The organism is Tateyamaria sp., from assembly GCF_059783535.1.
The window spans coordinates 12,440-33,947 of the sequence record NZ_JBYNDP010000009.1 but is presented as its reverse complement, the minus strand read 5'-3'; the positions used below and the strand labels follow the sequence as shown (position 1 = coordinate 33,947).

The 21,508-nt window shown below is 57.6% G+C and carries 25 protein-coding genes; 10 read left to right on the top strand and 15 right to left on the bottom strand.

The window, feature by feature from the left end; genetic code table 11:
* Positions 1-111 precede the first annotated feature (111 nt).
* Positions 112-582, top strand: a complete 471-nt coding sequence (locus tag AC6RA8_RS03505; RefSeq protein ID WP_500350738.1) for a hypothetical protein — start codon at positions 112-114, stop codon at positions 580-582.
* 12 nt (positions 583-594) lie between these two features.
* On the opposite strand, the gene AC6RA8_RS03500 is transcribed toward AC6RA8_RS03505, so the two are convergent.
* The 4 genes from AC6RA8_RS03500 to AC6RA8_RS03485 form a co-directional block, all read right to left on the bottom strand.
* Entirely contained in the window at positions 595-1,413 is an 819-nt protein-coding gene (locus AC6RA8_RS03500) for an arginyltransferase (protein WP_500350737.1), read from the bottom strand.
* Positions 1,414-1,481: 68 nt separating this feature from the next.
* On the bottom strand, positions 1,482-1,916 hold the full coding sequence (locus AC6RA8_RS03495) for an RDD family protein (RefSeq protein ID WP_500350736.1): 435 nt from the start codon (positions 1,914-1,916) through the stop codon (positions 1,482-1,484).
* A 58-nt stretch (positions 1,917-1,974) separates the two neighbouring features.
* Entirely contained in the window at positions 1,975-2,382 is a 408-nt protein-coding gene (locus tag AC6RA8_RS03490; protein WP_500350767.1) for a DUF2852 domain-containing protein, read from the bottom strand.
* A gap of 137 nt (positions 2,383-2,519) precedes the next feature.
* Positions 2,520-2,987, bottom strand: a complete 468-nt coding sequence (locus AC6RA8_RS03485) for a YbaK/EbsC family protein (RefSeq protein ID WP_500350735.1) — start codon at positions 2,985-2,987, stop codon at positions 2,520-2,522.
* A 78-nt stretch (positions 2,988-3,065) separates the two neighbouring features.
* Between AC6RA8_RS03485 and AC6RA8_RS03480 the strand changes: the two genes are divergently transcribed.
* From AC6RA8_RS03480 to AC6RA8_RS03460, 5 genes are all read left to right on the top strand, one after another.
* Positions 3,066-5,819 carry a [protein-PII] uridylyltransferase family protein gene (locus AC6RA8_RS03480; RefSeq protein ID WP_500350734.1) on the top strand — a complete coding sequence of 918 codons (2,754 nt, stop codon included), beginning with the start codon at positions 3,066-3,068 and terminating at the stop codon, positions 5,817-5,819.
* Positions 5,819-6,094, top strand: coding sequence for a hypothetical protein (locus AC6RA8_RS03475; RefSeq protein ID WP_500350733.1), 276 nt, complete (start codon positions 5,819-5,821; stop codon positions 6,092-6,094). Before AC6RA8_RS03480 ends, AC6RA8_RS03475 begins: the two co-directional genes overlap by 1 nt.
* A 127-nt stretch (positions 6,095-6,221) precedes the next feature.
* Positions 6,222-6,893, top strand: a complete 672-nt coding sequence (locus AC6RA8_RS03470; RefSeq protein ID WP_500350732.1) for a DUF6778 family protein — start codon at positions 6,222-6,224, stop codon at positions 6,891-6,893.
* Between the two features lie 39 nt (positions 6,894-6,932).
* Positions 6,933-8,141: an RSP_2647 family RNA methyltransferase gene (locus AC6RA8_RS03465; protein ID WP_500350731.1), complete on the top strand. Its 1,209-nt coding sequence runs from the start codon at positions 6,933-6,935 to the stop codon at positions 8,139-8,141.
* Entirely contained in the window at positions 8,138-8,707 is a 570-nt protein-coding gene (locus tag AC6RA8_RS03460; protein ID WP_500350730.1) for an RSP_2648 family PIN domain-containing protein, read from the top strand. The genes AC6RA8_RS03465 and AC6RA8_RS03460 overlap by 4 nt, the downstream gene beginning before the upstream one ends.
* Positions 8,708-8,741: 34 nt before the next feature.
* Here the strand turns inward: AC6RA8_RS03460 and AC6RA8_RS03455 are convergent, their stop codons facing one another.
* From AC6RA8_RS03455 to AC6RA8_RS03425, 7 genes are all read right to left on the bottom strand, one after another.
* Positions 8,742-9,437 carry a M48 family metalloprotease gene (locus tag AC6RA8_RS03455; RefSeq protein ID WP_500350729.1) on the bottom strand — a complete coding sequence of 232 codons (696 nt, stop codon included), beginning with the start codon at positions 9,435-9,437 and terminating at the stop codon, positions 8,742-8,744.
* 41 nt (positions 9,438-9,478) lie between these two features.
* Complete coding sequence (locus tag AC6RA8_RS03450) at positions 9,479-10,642, bottom strand: cytochrome P450 (protein WP_500350728.1); 1,164 nt, start codon at positions 10,640-10,642, stop codon at positions 9,479-9,481.
* A 113-nt stretch (positions 10,643-10,755) separates the two neighbouring features.
* Positions 10,756-11,943, bottom strand: a complete 1,188-nt coding sequence (locus AC6RA8_RS03445) for a vWA domain-containing protein (RefSeq protein ID WP_500350727.1) — start codon at positions 11,941-11,943, stop codon at positions 10,756-10,758.
* Between the two features lies 1 nt (position 11,944).
* On the bottom strand, positions 11,945-12,115 hold the full coding sequence (locus AC6RA8_RS03440; protein ID WP_500350726.1) for an apolipoprotein acyltransferase: 171 nt from the start codon (positions 12,113-12,115) through the stop codon (positions 11,945-11,947).
* A 34-nt stretch (positions 12,116-12,149) separates the two neighbouring features.
* Positions 12,150-13,508, bottom strand: coding sequence for a DUF2927 domain-containing protein (locus AC6RA8_RS03435; RefSeq protein WP_500350766.1), 1,359 nt, complete (start codon positions 13,506-13,508; stop codon positions 12,150-12,152).
* Between the two features lie 5 nt (positions 13,509-13,513).
* Positions 13,514-13,969, bottom strand: a complete 456-nt coding sequence (locus AC6RA8_RS03430) for a GNAT family N-acetyltransferase (RefSeq protein ID WP_500350725.1) — start codon at positions 13,967-13,969, stop codon at positions 13,514-13,516.
* A 297-nt stretch (positions 13,970-14,266) separates the two neighbouring features.
* The gene (locus AC6RA8_RS03425; protein ID WP_299774534.1) at positions 14,267-15,106 is read right to left on the bottom strand and encodes an AAA family ATPase; all 840 of its coding nucleotides are present in this window, start codon (positions 15,104-15,106) and stop codon (positions 14,267-14,269) included.
* Between the two features lie 184 nt (positions 15,107-15,290).
* Between AC6RA8_RS03425 and dksA the strand changes: the two genes are divergently transcribed.
* The 3 genes from dksA (at position 15,291) to AC6RA8_RS03410 (ending at position 17,822) form a co-directional block, all read left to right on the top strand.
* Positions 15,291-15,713 carry an RNA polymerase-binding protein DksA gene (dksA, locus tag AC6RA8_RS03420; protein WP_222520910.1) on the top strand — a complete coding sequence of 141 codons (423 nt, stop codon included), beginning with the start codon at positions 15,291-15,293 and terminating at the stop codon, positions 15,711-15,713.
* Positions 15,714-16,095: 382 nt separating this feature from the next.
* Positions 16,096-17,169 carry an SMP-30/gluconolactonase/LRE family protein gene (locus AC6RA8_RS03415; RefSeq protein ID WP_500350724.1) on the top strand — a complete coding sequence of 358 codons (1,074 nt, stop codon included), beginning with the start codon at positions 16,096-16,098 and terminating at the stop codon, positions 17,167-17,169.
* A gap of 164 nt (positions 17,170-17,333) precedes the next feature.
* Positions 17,334-17,822 (top strand): GNAT family N-acetyltransferase, encoded by a 489-nt coding sequence (locus tag AC6RA8_RS03410; RefSeq protein WP_500350723.1) that lies wholly within the window; start codon positions 17,334-17,336, stop codon positions 17,820-17,822.
* 100 nt (positions 17,823-17,922) lie between these two features.
* Here the strand turns inward: AC6RA8_RS03410 and ocd are convergent, their stop codons facing one another.
* Both ocd and rocF read right to left on the bottom strand, forming a co-directional pair.
* Entirely contained in the window at positions 17,923-18,969 is a 1,047-nt protein-coding gene (gene ocd / locus AC6RA8_RS03405; RefSeq protein ID WP_500350722.1) for an ornithine cyclodeaminase, read from the bottom strand.
* 8 nt (positions 18,970-18,977) lie between these two features.
* Complete coding sequence (gene rocF / locus AC6RA8_RS03400; protein ID WP_500350721.1) at positions 18,978-19,898, bottom strand: arginase; 921 nt, start codon at positions 19,896-19,898, stop codon at positions 18,978-18,980.
* A 103-nt stretch (positions 19,899-20,001) separates the two neighbouring features.
* Between rocF and AC6RA8_RS03395 the strand changes: the two genes are divergently transcribed.
* Positions 20,002-20,427: an Lrp/AsnC family transcriptional regulator gene (locus AC6RA8_RS03395; RefSeq protein ID WP_500350720.1), complete on the top strand. Its 426-nt coding sequence runs from the start codon at positions 20,002-20,004 to the stop codon at positions 20,425-20,427.
* Here AC6RA8_RS03395 and AC6RA8_RS03390 read toward each other — a convergent pair.
* Together AC6RA8_RS03390 and AC6RA8_RS03385 are read right to left on the bottom strand one after the other, a co-directional pair.
* Positions 20,408-20,878 (bottom strand): disulfide bond formation protein B, encoded by a 471-nt coding sequence (locus tag AC6RA8_RS03390; RefSeq protein WP_500350719.1) that lies wholly within the window; start codon positions 20,876-20,878, stop codon positions 20,408-20,410. The two genes, AC6RA8_RS03395 and AC6RA8_RS03390, sit on opposite strands and share 20 nt — an antisense overlap.
* The gene (locus tag AC6RA8_RS03385; protein WP_500350718.1) at positions 20,875-21,453 is read right to left on the bottom strand and encodes a YqaA family protein; all 579 of its coding nucleotides are present in this window, start codon (positions 21,451-21,453) and stop codon (positions 20,875-20,877) included. The genes AC6RA8_RS03390 and AC6RA8_RS03385 overlap by 4 nt, the downstream gene beginning before the upstream one ends.
* Positions 21,454-21,508: the final 55 nt, after the last annotated feature.

The following is a 21,508-nucleotide window of genomic DNA, read 5'->3' as shown; positions in this document are numbered from 1 at the left end:
TGGTGTCGTGTGGTTTTGAATTCCTGTTTCACTTGCGAAGCATGATCCGCTGGCTTCCACCCGTGGCGAATGGCAGGTATTGGCCGTAGCTGTTTGGGAAAGGGTGCGACGATGCCAACTTGGTGGGTGTCTGTTCGAAACGACAGTTGGAACTACACCGCGTTGCAAAGTCGGTTCCGCGCATATCTCCTCGTCGATGATTTGCCTGAGCGAGTTTGCCAGGCTCTGAACAGTCGGATCGCAAAAGTGCGTCAGCGCCCGCAGTTGGACAACGGTGTCTCTCAAATCTCCAAAGAGCTTGGGCGCCTGCGGGCGTTTCAGGAACGCATTGAAAGCTTCACAAGCCACCGGTCGCAGATTGAAATCGGTGCTGCTGAAGTGCCCGTGGACTTTAATGCGGACCTATTCGAAGGACGCTTCACGCTGCTGCATTGTTGGCAATGTCAAAGGCTTAGCCCCGCGGAAAATACATGGCTCGATCCATTTGAGGAAACGGATGGCGCTCAGGTATTCGGATATCTTCGGAAGTGTTTGTGCGGCAACATCATCGCACACCAGATTGAAGGACAGCGTCGGCCCTGACAGGGGCTCGCCTTAGCGCGTGGGCCGCGTATCCGGCAGCGAGATGTTGGCAACCTGTTCAGCTATGGGATCAGTCGAAAGGGGGTGCATATCCGGGCTGAAAGCATCCGGATTGCGCATCTTTTGCCAACGTCCGCCAATATAGACCTCAAGCCCTGAAAACTTGGATTTATATCCCATTTTCTGGCTGCCAGGGACCCAATAGCCCAGATACACATATGGCAGATTGGCTTCTTGCGCGATCCGTACATGATCTAGGATCATGTACGTGCCAAGGGATTGGCGCTGCAGGCCCGGTTTGTAGAAACTGTAGACCATGCTGAGCCCATCAGTCAGCACATCGGTCAGGCTGACGCCGGTCAATTCGTTTGTATCTTTCTCAACATATTCGATCACCCTGCTGCGGATCGGTGTTTCCTCGATCATTGCAGCGAATTCAAACACGTCCATATCGGCCATACCGCCATCGGCGTGCCGACTGTCGAGGTAGTCGCGAAAAAGGGCGTATTGTTCCTCGGTCGCCCATGGCGATGTCGCACGGCGCTCAAGGCCTTCATTGCGCTTGATGGTGCGTTTCTGGCTTTTGGACGGGCCAAAAGCGGAGACATCGATCCGTGCGGACAGGCAGGCAGAACAATCGGCGCAAGAGGGGCGATACAGTACGTTTTGTGACCGTCGAAACCCTTGCTGACTCAGGCTGTCATTCAGCTTTTCCGCGTTCTCGCCTTGCAGCGCCGTGAACAGCTTACGCTCCATCCGCCCGTCCAGATACGGACAGGGCTGCGGTGCAGTCACATAGAACTGCGGGGCAAGGGGAAGCGTGTGACGCATAGGTATCCAGCAAAAGTTCGCGCAAATGATACCAGTGCACGCATTGCTGGCAAGTGTGTAACGTGCCCTCAGGCGCGCGCGCGCCGATTTAATGCAGCACTTCCCATCACGATGTCAGTCAAACCCTGACCGCGATTGGATGTGGCCATTAACACAATTGAAATCAGTTGGAGGGGCACAACAGCCCAGCTGACCGTATATCCCAATGTGTGCAGGAATGCCTGACCCAGATCCAGACGAGCGCCCGACGAATCCCGGATTTCGATGGCCATAAGGCGCATGCCCCAGGTGCCCGATCCTATCGCCAAGGTGATTGTCCGGTACATGAAGCCAACAACTGCATACAAACCCAGCCAAAAGAAGATTGCGATAAATGCAGTGAATGGCAAAATCAGCGCACAGATGAGGCCAATAATTATCGTGTCAAAAATCCACGCCATGAACCGTTTGCCGGCCACGTCGCGATAAAACTGGGGTTGCGTGATGGGGTCAGCGAGCTGCATTCACGTGCTCCGAAGGGGAGGTTGGAAGCGGTCCCGGGCAGAGCCGGGACCGGAGTGCTTAGTCTTCGGACTTTGCCGCTTTTGCGCGTTCGTCCATGAATTGATCGAACTCGGATTTGTCCTTGGCCTCACGCAGACGCTCGAGGAAGGCTTCAAAATTATGCTGTTCTTCCTCCAGCCGACGCAGCGTGTCGGCTTTGTAGGCATCAAATGCCGAGTTGCCGGTCGAGCGCATCGTGGTCATCGCACCGCCCATGCGGCGCGTCGTGCAGGACTTAGAGAACATGCGTTTGCTCCAGATCATATAGGCAAGAAGGGCGAGGCCGATGGGCCAGAAGAAGATGAAACCGAGGACCATCGCCGCGATCCAGGCACCTTTGCCACGGTCGTCAAGCCAGCGTTCGGTCTTGGAAAACCAACCGCCTGCGCTGTGCTGGGCGGGGGCAGTGGTGGACATGGACGTCATTTTCGAACCTTTCGCGTGATGCGGGGTCGGCGCCCCGAGGATGTGTGACTGTATGTGAAGCCGTTTCACATCTCTAAGATTGGCATCACGGCATTGTGTTGCAAGGGTTGATGTAAATCTTTTTCACATAACCGCAATTATGTCGTAAAATCAGATGGTTGTGCATCTGAAATTTGGCATAGCTCATCCGGTTTGATCCGAAAAACATGGTGCGGAGTGCCCGCTGCAGCCCAAACAACATCGAAATCCACAAGGCGCGGATCCAAATAGGTGCGGATCGGATTCAGGTGCCCCACGGGTGAAACGCCGCCGATGGCAAAGCCTGTTTGCGCGCGGATCAGCGCAGCATCCGCCTTGCCCAACGCCTCACCCGCGACGGCAGCAGCCTTGGTCGCATCAACTGTATTGCCGCCCGCAGTGATGAACAGGACGGCCTTGCCGCTGTCTTGCCCTTGGAAAATGATTGACTTCGCGATCTGGTCGATCTCGCATCCTATGGCGTTTGCGGCATCTGCAGCGGTGCGGGCCAGCGGCGTTTCCATGATTTCGGTATCGATCTTTGCTGCGTCCAGTGCAGCGCGTACTCGTTTCAGACTTTTGCTCATGATCCGAATTTGTGGTTCAGCGCGCGACCATGCGCAAGGGCCATTGACGGCGCTCAGTCTGCCTTTGATGGTGCAGTCATGCGCTTGAAAGATCATATCACGCGAATGCCCCGTCCGTTTGTTCTGGAACGGGGGCAGGCTGCGGCAGCTGCCGTCCCGGCGGTCAGCGGCGCGTTGCGTGATCTGATCGTGGGAACAGCAGGGTGCAGTCCCTATTTGGCGGGTCTCATGGAGAAAGAGGCTGATTGGTTACCAGCGGCTTTAGATGATTTTAATGCCGCTCTTGAGCAGGTGCTGGCGCCTCCGAGCCAGGACCTGAACAGTCTCAAGCCTGCCCTGAGGCGGGCCAAGCGTCGCGTTGCACTGTTGGCGGCTCTGGCAGATTTGTCGGGGGCGTGGTCGCTTGAGGATGTGACCGGCGCGTTGACCCGTCTTGCGGATATGGCATGTGATGTTGCGTTGTCCGCCGCCATTGAAGAGCAGGTGCGCCGCGGACGCCTGCCGGACACCGAGGTGGGTCTGTTCGTGTTGGCCATGGGCAAGATGGGCGCGTTTGAGCTGAACTACTCATCCGACATTGATCTTATCTGCCTTTTTGACGAGACGCGTCATGATCCGTCCGACTATGCGAGTGTGCGCAAGGGATGCGTCCGTGCGGTGCAGGAGATGTGCAGGCTCCTTAGTGACCTGACCGAGGACGGGTATGTTTTTCGCGCAGATTTGCGCTTGCGGCCTGATCCATCGGTGACACCGGTTGTTTTGTCGACTGGTGCGGCCGAACGCTATTACGAAAGCCTGGGGCGGACATGGGAGCGTGCCGCCTATATCAAAGCGCGGGCCTGCGCCGGCGATCTTTCGGCTGGGCAGGCTTTCTTGGATGAACTTCGTCCCTTTGTTTGGCGGCGGCATCTGGACTTTGCAGCGGTGCAGGACGCCCACGACATGCGTCTGGCGATCCGCGCGCACAAGGGAACTGGTGGCCCGATAACCTTGCCCGGCCACGACATGAAACTGGGGCGCGGTGGTATTCGCGAGATCGAGTTTTTTACTCAAACCCGGCAGCTGATTGCAGGCGGGCGCGATCAGGATCTCCGTGTTCGCGATACGGTCACTGGGTTGAGCCGCCTCGCTGCCAAGGGCTGGGTGCCTGATGCGACTGCCGTGACACTTACGGACCACTACCGCTTTGCCCGTACTATTGAACACCGCATCCAGATGCAGCGCGACGCCCAGACACACAAGTTGCCGGGCAGCGACGAAGGGTTCGAGCGGCTGGCCGCCATGATGGGGACCGAGCGAACAGCGTTAGAAGGTGAATTGAAGGATCGCCTGTCGTCCGTACATTCAGAGACCGAGGGCTTTTTTGCTCCGGACGCCCGCGCGCCCAAACCGAGCATTGCATTGGATGATGCCATGCAAGCGCGTTGGCGCAGCTATCCCGCGCTGCGAAGTGCGCGGGGTGCGGCCTTGTTCGACCGCATCGAGCCTGTGCTGCTGGAACGTTTGTCTTCGGCGACAAAGCCACAAGAGGCGCTGGCCGCGTTTGACGGATTTCTTGCCGGTCTGCCTGCGGGCGTGCAGCTCTTTTCCCTGTTCGAGGCGAACCCGCAGCTCATCGACCTATTGGTTGATATTGTGGGAACATCGCCCGCATTGGCGCAGTACTTGTCGCGCAATGCCGCTGTGCTTGATGCAGTGATTGGCGGCAGCTTTTTTGACGCATGGCCGGGTGGCGCTGCTCTGACCGATCTTGCTGTGGCTCGTTTGGACGCCGAACCTGACTACGAAGGCAAGCTGGACGCTATACGCGCTTGGGCCAAGGAGTGGCATTTCCGCATTGGCGTTCATCACTTGCGCCAGCTGACGACCGCGACAGAGGCTGGGAAGCAATACAGCGATCTGGCGCGGGCGAGCATCGCGGCGCTCTGGCCGGAAGTGCAGGCGCATTTTGCCAAACGACACGGGCCGCCGCCGGGGCGAGGTGGTGTCATCCTTGGTATGGGCAGTTTGGGGGCCGGACATCTGACCCCACAATCCGACCTTGATCTGATCGTCGTCTATGATCCGGATGATGTTGATCAATCTGATGGGCCCAGGCCGCTACAAACCCGCACCTACTACGCCCGCCTGACCCAAGCGATGATTACGGCGATCACCACGCAAACTGCGCAGGGACGGCTCTATGAGGCTGACATGCGATTGCGCCCCTCAGGCAATCAAGGGCCGGTAGCGACAAGCTGGTCCGCCTTCCAGCGGTATCAGCGCGAAGATGCATGGTTGTGGGAGCATTTGGCCCTGGTGCGTGCAACGGTTGTGGCAGGGCCTGAGGGTTTTGCCGAAGATGTAGAGCAGTTTCGCCGTTCGATCATAGGTCAAGTACGTGACCGTCATGTAGTGCTCGTTGAGCTTTCAGATATGCGCGCACGCATTGCTGATGCCAGACAACCATCATCCGTGTGGGATGCAAAAATTGGCGCTGGACGTTTGCAGGACATCGAGCTTCTGGCACAAACGGGTGCCGTGCTAAGGGGCGAGGTTAGGTCCGGTGTCCGGGAAGGTCTGAATGCCTGTGTCGCCGCAGGCATTTTGAGTGACGCGGATGCACAGCATCTTTCTGAAACCCATGCTTTACTGTGGCGTGTGCAGATTGCGTCGCGTTTGCTCAGCGTGGATGCGGTTGATCCGGATGCACTGGGGGCAGGGGGCCAAGAGGTATTGATGCGGGCGGTGGGCTCGGACACACGAAGCGCGGCAGAAAACCGACTGGCTGCCATGACGGAACGTGCAGCCGCGATCATTGATGCGACTACACAAGGCGAGGAACGTGAGTGATGCCAAAAGGTGATGATCTGGACCCGAAGGGCCTTATTTTCGAGGCTTACCGCATTGATGGGATCACCGTTGCTGAATGCAGGACCATTTTTTTGGATTGGGCATTGAGCGTGCCGGGCACGCATGTTCCGGCGGATTTGTTATCAGGCTTGCTAAAACAGTACGGCGCTGATCACCCGGACCATCCGATGACACAGACCTTGCGTGATGGGCAGGAACAGATCGCGCAACCGCGCCGTCGTGGTGGTTGGCGCAGCCGCCAACGCGATGCGTGACATTGTTCTGCATCCCTAAACAATCGCTTATTTGCACCAAATTTGTCTAATTTCTGCCCAATTCTCCCTTCAGGTTGAACTCCAGAACGCAAAGGACGCAGTGCATCTGCCCTGACTGGAGACCAAGATGAAACGCATGAAACTGGTATTGCTTTTGGTGATGGGTGGCCTTGTTTCGGCCTGTGCAAATACAAACGTTGCCTCGCGAAATGTTCCCTTCGAAGCACCGGCGCTACCGTTCGCACAATCCGCACCGGTGGAAACGACACCACTGCTTGCGCCGTTGACGGATGTTAGAGTGGAAAGCATTACCGTGCGCGTGCCGCGCTCTCTGTCTGTCTCGGAGGCAAACCGCTATCTACCCAAGGCCGACATCGTATGGCGTGGTGATGCGATCGGTGATCGTCATGCGCAAGTTGCGGCGATCTTTGACACGGCCATGCAGCGTGGTACAGATCCGCTTTCCGGCGCTGTACCAGTCGCAATGGAGGTCAAAGTGCTTCGGTTCCATGCGCTTACAGAAAAGGCACGCTACACCGTAGGCGGTGTGCACAATATCAATTTCGAGCTGACGCTCCGCAACCCCGAAACGGGTGCACTGTTGACCGAGCCTCGTCTGGTGCGGGCTGATCTGGACGGTTTCGGCGGCCAACAGGCCCTACGGGCAGAAGCACGCGGCCAAACGCAAAAGGTGCGGATCACAAACCACTTGGCTGAAGTCATCCGTCAGGAGCTGACGACGGTTGAAGGATACAAGAACCCGCAATTGGGCTTCTTCCAGGCCATGAACCAAATCTGATCTTTCACAAGACAGCCGATGGGATTAGAGGAGGGCGCCATGACAGCGCCCTCTTTTCCGTCCGACCGTCCGAAACTGCGTATGCGTCCCAAAACGGATGCGCGTCGCATTCGGCATGGGTTTCCGTGGGTCTATAGCAACGAAACGGTCTTGGACCGGCGAACAAAGGCGCTCACACCCGGCACGCTGGCCATTTTAGAAGATGATGGCCGCGCTCCGCTCGGTCTCGTGGCGGTCAACCCTTTGTCAAAGATCGCGGGACGCATGTTGGATCGCGATCCCAATGCCGTGGTGGATCAAGCGTGGTTCGAAGAACGCATTGCCCATGCTCTGGCTCTGCGCGAAGTTCTGTTCGATGCGCCATTTTATCGTTTGATCCATGCGGAGGCGGATGGCCTTCCGGGCGTGATCATCGACCGGTTTGGCGATACTGCGGTTATCCAACCAAACGCAGCTTGGGCTGACGCACGCTTAGATGAACTTGTTGCGGCGCTACAAAACGTCACGCAAATTCCCAATCTGATCAAGAATTCCAGTGGGCGAACACGCGCGCTAGAGGGGCTGGATGATCAGAATGCCGTTCTTGCCGGTGAAGTGCCCGAGGCACCTATTCCGGTGCCGATGAACGGAGCGATCTATTTGGCTGACGTCGCAGCCGGGCAGAAGACAGGTTTGTTTTATGACCAGCGGCCGAACCACGCCTTTGCCAAGTCTGTTGCAAATGGCGCACGCGTGCTGGACGTGTTTTCACATGTTGGTGGATTTGGCCTAGCGGCGCTCGCAGGCGGCGCGCAGTCTACTTTGTGTGTCGACGGGTCAGCTCCCGCTTTGTCGCTTGCATCGGGTGGGGCAATGGCGATGGGTGCAGCGGACAGGTTCGAAACGCGCCAGGGTGATGCGTTTGACGTTTTGGCAGCATTGCAGGACGAAGGCGCGCAGTTCGATGTCGTGATTTGTGACCCGCCGGCTTTTGCACCGTCCAAGAAGGCACTGGATGCCGGTTTGCGGGCCTATGAAAGGGTTGCGCGCCTTGCGGCCCCCTTGTTGGCCGAGGGGGGCATTCTGGGGCTCTGCAGCTGCTCGCACGCCGCGGATTTGACCAAGTTCCGTGCAGCATCTGTGCGTGGCATTGGACGGGCAGGGCGGTCACCCGCTTTACTTCACACCGGATTTGCCGGGCCGGATCATCCGCAGTTGCCGCAGCTGGCGGAAAGCGGTTACCTCAAGGCGCTGTTTTTTCGCCTATGAAAGTCCTGATCGACGCAAACGTGCTTTATCCCACCGTCATGCGAGAGGTGGTCTTGGGCGTGGCTGCGGCAGGTTTTTTTGCACCGCAATGGTCTGATCGCATTCTTGAAGAGTGGGCGCGCGCCGCTGCCCGGTTGGGGCCCGATGGTGAGGCGCAGGCACGGGGTGAGATTGCAATGCTTGGTGCGCGGTGGCCACGATCGAATGTGAAGCACCCACCAGAGTTGGAGCATCGGCTGTGGCTACCCGACCCTGCGGATGTACACGTGCTTGCGGCCGCGATTGCGGGTTCGTCCGACATCATTCTGACATCAAATGCCAAGGATTTCCCGCGTAACATTCTGGCCGAAGAAGGGTTGTCGCGCGCCGATCCTGACGGGTTCCTGCTGGGCTGTTTTGAAGCGCAACCAGACGCAGTGAACGGCGCCGCTCAAAGCGTGCTGTCAGAGGCGCGGCGATTGTCCGGTGAGGATTGGCAGATGCGCGGTCTGATGAAAAAGGCGCGTTTGCCGCGATTGGGTAAAGCACTGGAGCGGTTTGCCTGTGAGCGTTTTGAAAGACGTTGAAACAACGTGTTGACGTCAAAGACGTTGCGACGGTTTAGCGCGCAGGGACGCGCTTCCACTTGGCGTCCAACACCTCCAGCGCCTTGATACGTTCCTTTGTTTTCGGATGGCTCATCAACCACGCCGGAACGGCACCGGAGTTGGACTTGGTCAGCACCTCGAGCTTTTCAAAGAGTGATATCTGAGGGCCAATCCCGATCCCGGCTTTTGTCAGCAAAGCGGCGGCATAGGCATCCGCTTCGTACTCATCGCTGCGCGAAAGGCGCGCTGCCAGCAGGGTGGTCAATGTGTTGGCGATCAAGACGCCGATACCGGGGATGAACCTTGAGAGCACCATTGCTAGTGCTGTGCGCAGCGCGTTTTGCCCGGAAAAATCAATCATCCGACGCCGGCTGTGCCCGAGGGCGACGTGACCCAACTCGTGTGCAATCACACTGGCCATTTCGGATGCAGAAACAGCACCTTGTCTGAACTTGTTGTAGAACCCGCGTGTGATGAAGATGCGCCCATCCGGTGCGGCGAGGCCATTTACCGGGTCAATCTCGTAGATGTGGACACGGATGCGATCCAGGTCGAGCGCGGCTGCCATTTGATCACACATCTGGCGCAACATCGGATCAGCGAGTTCCGTGGATTTCTCGTCCAGCTCGCGCGCTGTGCGCCAGACAGAGAAACGGTACATCGCCAGGCCGTAAACAAGGGCAAGGAGGATGGGCAGAAACTTGATCATGCTCAGGATATGGGTGCGTTTTAGGGCATCGGCAAGCTCACTTACGTTTCCCAACTGACGGGAACCGTCAGCGGACCGCGAAATGCCCATCCGGCAAAGGAGACATCGCCGTCCAGATGCAGGTTGGGCAATTGGTCAAACAGCATGGGCAGGGCATGATCCGCAATCAGGCTGCGAGAGGCCGCGGCACCTGCGCAAAAGTGCGGGCCAGCTCCAAATGGAATGGCGGGGCCTGTATCCCGGCTCAGGTCAAAATCGTCTGGGTCGTTGAAATGCGTTGCGTCTCGGCAGGCTGATCCAAACATGAAAAAGATCAGTTCGTTTTCCTCAAAGTCCACACCGCAGGCCGTGTCATTCCGCGCCACACGTCTGGGTGACATTCCAATAGGCGCGACAAGGCGCACATATTCGTCAAACGCATTACCCCAATTCGCCGTACCCTTGGCAATCTGCGCGCGTTGCTCTGGGTGCGTCAGCAGTGCCCAAACAGTGCCCGCTATGGCGTCGCGGGGTTCGTTCTGGCCACCGCCGATGATGACGCGTACGTTGCCGGCTATTTCGTCGAGCGTCAGCCCAGCTTGATCAAGTACAGAGATGATCGAGTGATCCGGTTGCGCCCGCAGCTCTGGCAAGCGCGTTTCGATCAAGGACTGCACGCGGTCCGCATAGTGGTGCCCGCGCGCGTCGACGTCCGAAGCACGCTGATAGTTCGCTGCTGCGTCCAGCATCGCTTGGCTTGCGGCATCCATCTCGGCGGCTGCCATGTTGGTAAGGCCGGTCATAAGTCGCAAAGCATCGGCTGAGACCGGCATTGCGAATTCGGTAACCAGATCACACGCGCCATGCGGTTTCAGGCGATCAATGTGGCCTTGAACAATATTCTGAAACTGTGGCGCCAGAATGTCTCGCACGGTTCGAGGGCTGAGTGCAGGAAACAGCGCTTTTCGTTCGCGCATATGAGCATCACCGTCCTTGCGCATCATGTTTGAGCCCATGATCTTGGTCAGCAATCCGTCAGGTTGATGGCTCGAAAACAGGTCGATCCGCTTTTCTTCGCGAAACACATCGTCGCGCCGGGTGAACAGGGTCGCGCCCAATTCAGGTACGAAGCACACAGGGGTCTCATCGCGCATTTGCGCCAAAGTGGGGTAGGGATCAGCGTGGAAAGCCGCAGGGTCGATAGAGACGATGGGAGCATTGGACATGCATTGAACACTAAGACCCGAGATGTTTTGTTGAAAGCCTCATAGATCGGTCGTCTGATGATCGATGCCAATCAGCCGTTTTTTGAAACAAATAGGTGGCGATGCAGACCAGACTAGCGAGTCAGAGCGCGCATCCCGCGGCTAAGCCCCTCAAGCGTCATGGGCACCATCGCGTCGGCGCCAAAAATCTCTTGGATCATGCTGATGGAGTGCGTGTAGGGCCAGTACTTCTCGGGCACCGGATTGATCCACAGGTTCGAAGCCCATTGGTCGCGGGCACGGGCCAGCCATACTTGTCCGGCTTCCTGATTCCAGTGTTCGTTTGCTCCGCCAGGATATGCAATCTCGTAAGGGGACATGCTGGCATCCCCCACGAAGATGCATTTGTAGTCCGGGCCATAGGTGCGCAGCACCTCGTGTGTGGGTGTCTGTGCATCCCAGCGGCGTCGATTGTCCCGCCATACACCTTCATAGAGGCAGTTGTGGAAGTAGAAGTGTTCGAGATGCTTGAACTCGGATTTGGCCGCCGAAAACAGCTCCTCGACGATCTTCACATGCGGGTCCATTGATCCACCCACGTCAAGAAACAGCAGTACTTTCACGGCATTGCGCCGTTCCGGACGGGTCTTGACGTCAAGATAGCCATGTTCGGCTGTTGCGCGGATTGTTCCGTTGAGGTCCAGCTCTTCAGCAGCACCATCGCGAGCCCAGCGGCGCAGGCGTTTTAACGCCACTTTGATATTGCGTGTGCCCAGTTCAACTGTGTCGTCTAAGTTTTTGAATTCACGCTTGTCCCAGACCTTGACTGCACGTTGGTGACGGCTTTCCTTTTGGCCGATACGCACACCTTCCGGATTGTATCCATAAGCGCCAAACGGCGATGTGCCCGCTGTGCCGACCCATTTATTGCCGCCCTGATGTCGGCCCTTCTGTTCTTCAAGGCGTTTTTTGAGTGTGTCCATGAGCTTGTCGAAGCCGCCCAAGGCTTCAATCTCTTTCCGCTCTTCTTCGGACAGATGCTTTTCGGCCAGTTTTTCCAACCAATCCTGAGGGATATCCACGGCCTCAAGCACCTGGTCGATGCTGATCTGTTCCAGCCCTTCGAACGCCGCAGCAAAAGCCCGATCAAACTTATCGATGTTCCGTTCGTCCTTCACCATCGCTACACGGGCAAGGTAATAGAAGGCTTCGACATCGTAGGTTGCCAGGCCAGCCTTCATTCCCTCAAGAAAGACGAGGAATTCGCGCAAGGACACAGGCACGCCGTTCTTTCGGAGGCTTTCGAAGAAGGGCAGTAACATGTCAGCCTCGCATCGCGCGATCAATCAGAACAGTTGCGATCATACCGACGATGACGAAAGCCAAAGCGTAGCCCGCGGCGTATTGCAGGATGTCCAATCGGTTGCCGTCACGCTTCTTCGCGGTAAAGCCACCGACCAAAGCGCCAAGCACAGCCGCCGCAATAACGATCATTTTTCTTGCCCCTCAATGTGTTGGGGCGGATAGCTCACCCTTTGAGTGGGCTGAGCGAGGAGATTTCCCGCAGCTTGGCCCGCACCGCCCAATCAGAGCCGAATCCGTAGCGCGCCCACCCAAGGCTGTCCAGTCTGACGGCACGTGCTTCTGCGGTTCGGCCCTGCAGATCAAGCGCTTCTGCCCGAAGCAGGAGAAGGGTCGACAACAGCGCAGCGTTTTCGTTGCGCGCAGCGAGGTCGATGTGCGGAGCTAGAGTGATGACGGCGGTATCGCCGTCGCCCCGACTAATGGCATAGGCGGCCAGTTGGGTTGCAACGTAGGCACGATGCAGATTGGCGCCGGGAGTGGCTGCGTAAAACTGGTCGGCTGCACGGAAATGCGACTGTGCTGCCTTGGGATCACTGGATAGTAGCAAGCGCCCGTTGGCGTAGTGGGCAAAAGCGCGGCGGTGGTCGCGCCATCCCATTGCACGTGCAATCTCAAGCGCGCGTTTGGCGGCATCCTTGCGCTGCACTGTGGTTGCACCGGGACCAAGGGCGGTTTGTACGGCCTGGCTCCAGGCGCGCGGCGTGCGGGTGGCGAATTTCGCGGGCAGGTTTTCCCCGCCCGGGTTGATGCGGGCAAAGATCTGGGGCAGGCGCACGGCCACCTGGCCACGGGTCATGCCGGACCTCAGTTCCGGGGCGTAATAGGCCTTGAGCATCAGCATGTCGAAGCCGGTCAGAACGGTATGCACGTTGTCGTCGTTGAAGACGCTGTCAGGCAAGCGATACAGGTCATTCAGCGGACCAATGGCCTGAGCGAGCTCTTCGTGCAGGCAATCGCGCACCTCTTGCGGGCTGGCGTCGTTCGGAAGGAAGATGGCCAGTTTATTGCGCGTGCGCAGGTTGCTCCAACTTGTGCGCGGCGTGCGGCGGGTCGCTTTGTACTCGGATATTGTCGTGATGTTGGGCACCACAAAACATGCGGCGTGGGGCAGGGCCTTGCTGATGTCTCTGCGGGACACAGCTTCGATCGTGATGTTTGCCGGGTTGCCGGGGGCGGCCTCGTAAATATCGATATCCGCCTCGGAGCGCAGCCGATGCATCAAACGGCGCAAGTCCATGCCCAAAGAAGCGGGTGGCTTGCCAGTGACCCGGACCGCGATCGGACCCTCGAACCGCGTGAACACGGGCAGGGCACGGCCGGATTCGAGTTGGAAGCTGAGTTCGATGAAGTCCAGAGCCAGATCGTTGTTGGATCGGATCGGCTTGTCAGGACGTGGCGCCCCAAATGTCTTCATCGGTGGCAGATCGGAACTGTAAGGCAAGGCGCGGGTCGGCGTGTCGCCGGGTGTGACCGGCACACAGGCATTGAGCGCAAGGACGAGGGGTAGAACAAAGCGGCGCATCATGCTCATCCCCGATCATACTTGATGAAGGGGGACAGGGTGCCGATGCGGTCATAGAGCTTGCGCGCTTCGGTGTTGAAGTCTTGTGTCAGCCAGTAGACTGATGGTGCGCCCGCCGCATCGGCAGCAGCATACACACCTTCGATCAACGCCCGACCAATCCCTTGCCCACGTACGGCCGGGTCCGCGTATAGATCCTGAAGATAGCAGACGTTTTCGACTTTCCATCCATGACGGTGAAACAGGAAGTGGGTCAGGCCGACGAGTTTGCCGTCAAGCTCTGCAACCAGGCAGTTATAGTCCTGTGGGTCATCGCCCAATAGCCGTGCGAAGTAGGTGTCGTAGATGTCTTGAGGGCGGGTGGTTTCGTAAAAAGCCAAATATGCTGTCCACAGATCGTCCCATGCGGGGCGATCCGACAATATGAGAGGGCGCACAATAAGTGCGTCGGAACCGGTCATTATTATTACTGCCTGCCTGCCTTTTAGCATTTTGGATGCGGGCGTTTTCGCCTCTCATCCTGGGCAGGGTATGAAGCAATTCAGGCAAAATAAAGACTTTTTGTCCGCAATCCTTATGCGGCCTGCTCGGCGTGGATTTCTGTGGCGAAAAAGACTCGGTTTTCGTGTCAGTCGATGAACTTCGTAGGGTCCAAAGTGTACTCCACGGCTGACTATTCGATGCCAGCAAGCAACACGCGGGCTACGTAGTGGCCAGCGTGTACAGATGTGTCTCATTTCAGTGCGGAACGGTCAGGACTACCGTTGGCCTCGCGCCATGAAGGCAAGGCGTTCAAAGAGGTGAACGTCCTGTTCGTTCTTCAGCAATGCGCCATGCAGTTTGGGTAAGGCGTTGGCACCGTCAGATTTCAGATCTTCAGCGCTCATATCTTCGGCGAGAAGCAGCTTGAGCCAATCCAACACTTCGGATGTCGACGGTTTCTTTTTCAGCCCTTGCTGATCGCGGATTTCGAAGAACTGAGTAAGCGCTGTGGTCAGCAGGCTCTCTTTGATGCCCGGGTGATGGACGGCAACGATCTGCTTCATCGTTTCCATGTCGGGAAAGCGGATGTAGTGGAAGAAACAGCGGCGCAGGAACGCGTCGGGCAGTTCCTTTTCGTTGTTTGACGTAATGATCACGACGGGCCGCTGGCGCGCTTGGATCGTCTTGCCGGTCTCGTAGACAAAGAACTCCATCTTATCGAGTTCCTGCAGCAGGTCGTTCGGGAATTCGATGTCTGCCTTGTCGATTTCATCGATCAGCAGAACGACCTTTTCGTCAGCTTCGAACGCCTCCCAGAGCTTGCCTTTCTTGATGTAATTCGACACGTCGTGGACCTTGTCTTCGCCCAATTGGCTATCGCGCAGGCGGCTCACGGCGTCATATTCATAAAGACCCTGCTGCGCGCGCGTCGTCGACTTGATGTTCCATTCGATCAAACGCAATCCCAGACCACGTGCGACCTGTTTGGCCAGCTCGGTTTTTCCTGTGCCCGGCTCGCCCTTTACGAGCAGGGGCCGTTCAAGTGTAACGGCGGCATTCACCGCAATGGTTAGGTCGTCGGTCGCGACATAGGCATCGGTGCCTTGGAATTTCATGTTTGTTTACCCTGTTGCGGCATTGTGTTGATCAAGCTGCTTTTAGCCAATCTGGAGCGGGAATGGGTAGTGACAATCCTTGGTGCCTCGGATAGACGCTGCGGCAGGGAGCTGATCGGGGCAAAACACTGGACCAACTGGGGAACCGTTGATGGCCAACGTCAGTCACATCGAGGGGAAGCTAATGAAACAGGAAGTGTTCCTGCCGGATGACTATCGCCCGGCAGAAGACGAGCCGTTCATGAATGATCGGCAAGTCGAGTATTTTCGTCGCAAACTGCTGAACTGGAAGTCCGAGTTGCTTGCAGGCAGCAAGGATACAATCGAAGGGCTGCAAGACGGGACGCGGAACATCCCCGATGTCGCGGATCGCGCATCTGAGGAAACGGATCGCGCGCTCGAGCTGCGCACCCGTGATCGGCAGCGCAAGCTTGTAGCCAAGATCGACAGCGCATTGCGCCGGATCGATGAAGGTGAGTACGGGTACTGCATCGTGACGGGCGAGCCGATTTCGCTGAAGCGTCTGGATGCACGTCCGATCGCAACGATGAGCCTTGAAGCTCAGGAGCGTCACGAACGCCGTGAGAAGGTGCACCGCGACGACTGAGTCGATGCTGCGGTAGTGTTATGAATTATCGGGGCGGTTTCTTCCGTCCCGAAGAGCAACATGCGGCTGACCAAATCCTTGGGATTGAGCAGTTTTGGTAAGTCTCTGTGGGCGACCGCGATCTACGCGCTTTCGTGGTTTGCCCTTTTTGCCTGCTGTTTTGTTTCAACCGCACAAGTCAACGTATGCGGAAGTCTATTGAGGTTTTCGACACTTGGAGCGCCATCCGTCGTCCTTGCGCGTAAGGCTGCGCCGTACGTCCGTTTTCGATGGGGTGTGCACGGATTGCCGAGCAAGATGTAGGGTGCTGTGGGATGATGCTTGAAACGCTCGCAGAAAGGTTTGGCCTCAGCGCCGGCGTGCTGGAAGAAGGAGAGGATGCGTGAGGCTCGTGTTTCGTGGAATAGCAGCCATTGCCATAGGCCTTGTCGCCTATCTTGCACTTTGGCCGGTGCCCGTGAAGCCTGTGGCGTGGTCGGCGCCAGAGGATGCAGGCTATGAGGGAGCGTTTGCTGCGAACGAACGGCTGACGGCGCTGGATTTCATCGACCTTGATGGACGCAGCGGGCCGGAGGATGCTGATGTTGGCCCCGATGGGCTGATCTACGCAGCGACCCATGAGGGCGAGATCATTCGCGTCGAGAACGATGGCAGCATCACATCCTTTGCACAAACGGATGGCAGGCCTTTGGGTATTGAGTTTGGCGGCGAAGGCACACTGTACGTTGCGGATGCTTACCGTGGTCTGCTGGCCATCGACCGCGCGGGCGTGGTCACACTGCTAACTGACGCGACCGACGACGGCAGTCCGATTCTTTATGCGGATGACCTCGACGTAAAGGCCGACGGTGTAGTGTATTTCACCGATGCCTCGACCCGGTTTGGTGCCGAAGCAAGCGGTGGAACACTGGCGGCGTCAGTGCTTGATCTGGTCGAGCACTCGGCAAATGGACGTGTGTTGAAATATGATCCGGCTAAGGCGGAAACGACCGTTTTCTCCTCCGGTTTGACCTTTGCCAATGGATTGGCGCTCAACGAAAGCGAAGACGCGGTTTTTGTTGTGGAGACAGGAGACTACCGGATCTGGCGCTTTCCGGTGGATGGCACACCGGGTGAGGTGATTTTGGATAACCTGCCGGGTTTTCCGGACAACATTAATCCGGCGACAGACGGGACGTTCTGGGTTGGGCTCGTGAGCCCGCGCAACGCGATCATGGACGGTTTGTCAGGCGCACCGTTCTGGCGTCGCATGGTCATGCGCCTTCCAGATGCGTTGCGTCCCGCGCCAACGCGATATGGCTTTGTGCTGCGTATCACAGAGTATGGTGAGGTGATCGAAACGCTTCAGGACCCAGGCGGCGCTTATGCATTGACCACAGGAGCAGTGACGCTGCCCGACGGTCGGGTTGTCGTTACATCCCTGACAGAACCGCGCCTGGGAGTGTTGTCTGAGTAGCTGGACGTGCCGCTTCAAGTCATTTGAGATGGTAAGACACCGGTACGGCGAAGGCGCATTGCACCTGACCGCAAATCTTATAGGGCGTGAGCTGGCTGGCAAATTCTAAGATGGCGCAATGGACTTTGGAGCCAGTCCGGCCGACAATTTGCTAAACTAGTGCAATGATCGCCGCCAAAGCATACGATTTTCGCCAAGTGACGATGAATGACCTCGATCTGCTAATGAAATGGCAGGCCGAGCCACATGTTCGAGAATGGTGGGACTCAGAAGAACCACATGATGAGGAAGAGATATACGATCTTCGCGTATCTCGCTGGATCGTCTCGTTAGATGGTCGGCCTTTTGCGTATATGCAGGACTACACTGTACACGGATGGGAAGGTCATCATTTTGCTCATCTCCCAAAGGGATCAAGGGGCATTGATCAGTACATTGGCGATCCCGAACTGGTAGGCGTCGGGCATGGCTCAGCCTTTATCGGGATGAGGATGCAAGCACTCTTTAACCAAGGCGCTCCGATGATTGGGACTGACCCGCACCCTGAAAACAAGCGTGCGATTTCGGTCTATCGAAAAGTCGGCTTCGAACCTGCTGGACCACCTGAAGAGACACAGTGGGGTTTGATCCTGCCAATGGTCGCGACACCGTAAGGTAAGATCGGCAACAGGCAACCTGTGTGCAAATCAGGCCTTGCGCTGCACTTCAACCGACCAAGCCGGATCAAAATAGGCTGAGTGCATGCTTTGGTCGTTAGTCTTTGGCCCTTGTCAGCATTCCAAATAGGTCACGTGGATCATCCGGGTCTGCCAACAGATCAAGCGGATGAAAAAACTCTGTTTCTTCGATCCGATCGCGTACAAAACGCAGGGCTGAGAAATCCTCGATCGCGAAACCAACGCTGTCGAAGATTGTGATCTGCTTTTCTGATGTGCGGCCTCGCGCCTGCCCGGTGAGGACCTGCCAGATCTCGGTCACTGGGTGGTCATCATCCAGTTGCTGGATGTCGCCTTCAATCCGGGTCTGGGGCGGGTATTCAACAAAGATGTCGCCACGCTGCAAGATCGCTGGTGCGATTTCCGTCTTGCCCGGGCAGTCGCCGCCGATGGCGTTGATGTGCACCCCTGCGCCAACCATGTTGTCTGTCAGGATCGTGGCATAAGCTTTGTCAGCGGTGCACGTGGTAAGGATTTGGGCGCCTTGAATGGCATCCTCTGCTGTTCTGCAGGTCGTAACCTTAAGGCCAGATCCGGCGAGGTTTGCCGCACATTTTGCAGTGGCGGCTGGGTCGATGTCGTAAAGCCGTACTTCGTCAATTTCGGCAATGGCCCGCATCGCTATGGACTGAAATTCGGATTGCGCGCCGTTCCCGATCATGGCCATCGTTTTCGCACCCTTCGGCGCTAGCGCCCGTGCGACCATTGCGGATGTCGCTGCTGTGCGCATGGCTGTCAGCATCGTCATCTCAGTCAAAAGCACGGGGTAGCCTGTGTCTACATCCGCCAGAAGCCCAAATGCCGTCACGGTTTGCAGCCCCTCAGCGGTGTTCTTCGGATGGCCGTTGACGTATTTGAACCCGTAGGTTTCGCCATCCGACGTGGGCATCAGTTCGATGACGCCTTCGGCGGAATGACTGGCGATGCGTGGCGTTTTGTCAAACAGCTCCCACCGTTTGAAATCGTCCTCGATGTAAGAGGCCAGCCCGCGCAACATGTCCGGCACGCCGATGTGATGGATCAGTTGCATCATGTGGTCGACTGATACGAAAGGCACGAGGGCCTTATCCGAAGGTTCCATCATATGTCCTTTCAATACGCGCGGGTGGGGCGGTCGAAGATGCGGCGCCCAAAGGCCGAGGCGACAAGGTCGACCATCAATTGTGCGGTGCGTCCGCGTTCATCGAGAAACGGGTTGAGTTCCACGATATCGAGCGAGGTCATCAGACCGCTGTCGCAGATCATCTCCATCACCAGATGCGCTTCGCGGATAGTGGCGCCTCCAGGGACGGTGGTACCGACCGCCGGGGCGACTGATGGGTCGAGAAAATCCACGTCCAGCGACACGTGCAGCAGGCCATGTGCCTTGGTCACGCGGTCTAGGAATGCGGCCAGCGGTTTTGCGATCCCGTGTTCGTCGATGTGGCGCATGTCGACGTAGGTGACGTCGCTTTGTTCGAGGGCCGCACGTTCTTCTACATCGACAGAGCGCAATCCGAGCATGGCAATGTTTTCGTGTGAGACAGGGTGCGTGATCTGCGGAAAGTCGTCGAAGCCGGGCCGCCCGGTCACGTATCCCATAGGGGTGCCGTGCAGGTTGCCGGAAGCTGTCGTTTCGGGCGTGTGGTAGTCGGTATGCGCATCGAGCCAGAGGACAAAGAGCGGGCGATCCTGTTGCGCTGCAGCATTTGCGACGCCGCGGACCGTTCCCAGCGCAAGCGCGTGGTCACCGCCCATGAAAATCGGGATGGATGTTGCGGGCGTGCTTTCCGCCATATCTGACAGGGCCCGAGTCCAAGCTATTGTTTCTTGGGGTGCGTGTAGTCGCCCGGTGGTGTCTTCGGTGAACGGAGCGGGCGAGACGTTGCCGCGATCTGAAACGCCGTGCCCGAGATCGGTCAGCGCTTTTCGCAGACCGGCGGTGCGCAGCGCATCCGGACCCATCAGACAGCCTTGCCGCCGCTTACCGCTGTCCATCGGCACCCCGATCAATTCGATTGTCCTGGCTTCCATTCCGCACCTCGTCGCTGTTGTGAACAGATTTGCGCAATTCGTGTCGTGGACAAGCGACCGTTTTGTCCGTATCGAAACATGATTGATCAAAATGGAGACCAAGATGGATGAAACCGACAATCGGTTGATTGCCGCGTTGCGCCACGATGCGCGTGCATCGCTGTCTGACCTGTCCATCCGCCTTGGGTTGTCGCGCACAACGGTGCGATCCCGGATCGAGAAACTGCAGGCGCGTGGCGACATCCTGGGCTTTACCGTGGTTGTACGTGCCGACACGGCCTGCGACCCGGTGCGAGGGCTGATGATGATCGCGATCGAGGGGCGTGGCACGGAACGCATCATCCGCCAACTGCAGGGCATGGTTGAGATTCGCGCTGTTCACTCAACCAATGGCCGCTGGGATGTGATTGTCGAGATCGGCACCGACACGTTGGAGCAGTTCGACAAAGTCCTGTTCGGCATCCGTAAACTGGATGGGGTTGTGGCCAGCGAGACGTCGCTTTTGTTGTCTACGCGGAAGTCGGCCTAACCCGAAGGGCGGCGATCCAGACCCCGGCAAGCACCAGTGACAGGACCATGTTCCAGCCCGCCATGCTGAGCCCGGCGAACTGCCAGGCGATTTCGTCACAGCGGATCAGGGGCGCGGCCATGATCTGGTCGAACAGTTCATCGGGGTCAAGATTGTCGACGGCACCGGCAGAGCAACTGGTTGGTCCTTCCCACCAGCCTTGTTCAACTCCGACGTGGTAGGCGCCAACGCCTGCGGTGCTGAGAGCCGCGATGGCGCCCAGACCAACAAGAACGGGGAGGGGGACAAACAGGGCCAGTGCACCCAACACAATTGCTGCCACGTGTGGGTAGCGCTGCCAGATGCACAGTTTGCAAGGCGGCAAACCGCCAAGATGTTGGAAGGCAAACGCCCCCAGAAGCAATGCGACCGAGCCGCCCGCCGCCAATGCAACAAGACTTTGTTGTTTCATAGTGCCCCCACAGCCAGAAATCCGCCCACAAGGATCACGACGAACAGGGTGAACATCAACCCAAGACGGCGCTCGATGAAATCACGAATGGGTGCGCCAAACTTCCAAAGCAGTCCGGCGACGATAAAAAAGCGCAGGCCGCGAGCGAGGACCGATGTGGCCATGAAGGTCGCGAGCGGCATGCCCGTCCAGCCGGACATGATGGTGACCACTTTGTAAGGAAAAGGGGTCACACCAGCGGTCAAGACGGCCCAGAAGCCGAAATCATTGAAACGTGTGTTGAACGCTTCCATCGCGTCCGCCTTTCCAAGCGCGGCAAGGATGGGTTGGCCGATGGTTTCGAAGGCCGCCGCACCGATGGCATAGCCAAGCAATCCCCCGAGAACCGAGGCGACGAGGGCCACACCTGCAATCAGCCATGCCCGGTGCGGCGCGGCCAGGATCATGGGGATCATCAGGACGTCGGGCGGGATCGGAAAGACCGAGCTTTCCACAAATGCAACAACAGCCAATACCCACAGCGCGTTCGGGTGATTGGCCCATCCCATGGTCCAGTCATACAGTCGCTTTATCATGCGAGGCGGCAGACCATGGGCGGGAAGGGAGGTCAAGTCGCTTTGCGCTTGCCCC

Excerpts from the sequence above, each read along its gene's own strand:
- AC6RA8_RS03455 (WP_500350729.1), bottom strand. The coding sequence starts at position 9,437 with ATGATCAAGTTTCTGCCCATCCTCCTTGCCCTTGTTTACGGCCTGGCG.
- AC6RA8_RS03410 (WP_500350723.1), top strand. The coding sequence starts at position 17,334 with ATGATCGCCGCCAAAGCATACGATTTTCGCCAAGTGACGATGAATGAC.
- AC6RA8_RS03490 (WP_500350767.1), bottom strand. The coding sequence starts at position 2,382 with ATGACGTCCATGTCCACCACTGCCCCCGCCCAGCACAGCGCAGGCGGT.
- rocF (WP_500350721.1), bottom strand. The coding sequence starts at position 19,898 with ATGGAAGCCAGGACAATCGAATTGATCGGGGTGCCGATGGACAGCGGT.
- AC6RA8_RS03480 (WP_500350734.1), top strand. The coding sequence starts at position 3,066 with ATGCGCTTGAAAGATCATATCACGCGAATGCCCCGTCCGTTTGTTCTG.
- AC6RA8_RS03425 (WP_299774534.1), bottom strand. The coding sequence starts at position 15,106 with ATGAAATTCCAAGGCACCGATGCCTATGTCGCGACCGACGACCTAACC.
- AC6RA8_RS03445 (WP_500350727.1), bottom strand. The coding sequence starts at position 11,943 with ATGTTACTGCCCTTCTTCGAAAGCCTCCGAAAGAACGGCGTGCCTGTG.
- AC6RA8_RS03475 (WP_500350733.1), top strand. The coding sequence starts at position 5,819 with ATGCCAAAAGGTGATGATCTGGACCCGAAGGGCCTTATTTTCGAGGCT.
- AC6RA8_RS03495 (WP_500350736.1), bottom strand. The coding sequence starts at position 1,916 with ATGCAGCTCGCTGACCCCATCACGCAACCCCAGTTTTATCGCGACGTG.
- AC6RA8_RS03470 (WP_500350732.1), top strand. The coding sequence starts at position 6,222 with ATGAAACGCATGAAACTGGTATTGCTTTTGGTGATGGGTGGCCTTGTT.
- AC6RA8_RS03450 (WP_500350728.1), bottom strand. The coding sequence starts at position 10,642 with ATGTCCAATGCTCCCATCGTCTCTATCGACCCTGCGGCTTTCCACGCT.
- AC6RA8_RS03485 (WP_500350735.1), bottom strand. The coding sequence starts at position 2,987 with ATGAGCAAAAGTCTGAAACGAGTACGCGCTGCACTGGACGCAGCAAAG.
- AC6RA8_RS03500 (WP_500350737.1), bottom strand. The coding sequence starts at position 1,413 with ATGCGTCACACGCTTCCCCTTGCCCCGCAGTTCTATGTGACTGCACCG.
- AC6RA8_RS03385 (WP_500350718.1), bottom strand. The coding sequence starts at position 21,453 with ATGATAAAGCGACTGTATGACTGGACCATGGGATGGGCCAATCACCCG.
- AC6RA8_RS03460 (WP_500350730.1), top strand. The coding sequence starts at position 8,138 with ATGAAAGTCCTGATCGACGCAAACGTGCTTTATCCCACCGTCATGCGA.
- AC6RA8_RS03505 (WP_500350738.1), top strand. The coding sequence starts at position 112 with ATGCCAACTTGGTGGGTGTCTGTTCGAAACGACAGTTGGAACTACACC.
- AC6RA8_RS03440 (WP_500350726.1), bottom strand. The coding sequence starts at position 12,115 with ATGATCGTTATTGCGGCGGCTGTGCTTGGCGCTTTGGTCGGTGGCTTT.
- AC6RA8_RS03465 (WP_500350731.1), top strand. The coding sequence starts at position 6,933 with ATGACAGCGCCCTCTTTTCCGTCCGACCGTCCGAAACTGCGTATGCGT.
- AC6RA8_RS03435 (WP_500350766.1), bottom strand. The coding sequence starts at position 13,508 with ATGCGCCGCTTTGTTCTACCCCTCGTCCTTGCGCTCAATGCCTGTGTG.
- AC6RA8_RS03395 (WP_500350720.1), top strand. The coding sequence starts at position 20,002 with ATGGATGAAACCGACAATCGGTTGATTGCCGCGTTGCGCCACGATGCG.
- AC6RA8_RS03390 (WP_500350719.1), bottom strand. The coding sequence starts at position 20,878 with ATGAAACAACAAAGTCTTGTTGCATTGGCGGCGGGCGGCTCGGTCGCA.
- ocd (WP_500350722.1), bottom strand. The coding sequence starts at position 18,969 with ATGATGGAACCTTCGGATAAGGCCCTCGTGCCTTTCGTATCAGTCGAC.
- AC6RA8_RS03430 (WP_500350725.1), bottom strand. The coding sequence starts at position 13,969 with ATGACCGGTTCCGACGCACTTATTGTGCGCCCTCTCATATTGTCGGAT.
- dksA (WP_222520910.1), top strand. The coding sequence starts at position 15,291 with ATGAAACAGGAAGTGTTCCTGCCGGATGACTATCGCCCGGCAGAAGAC.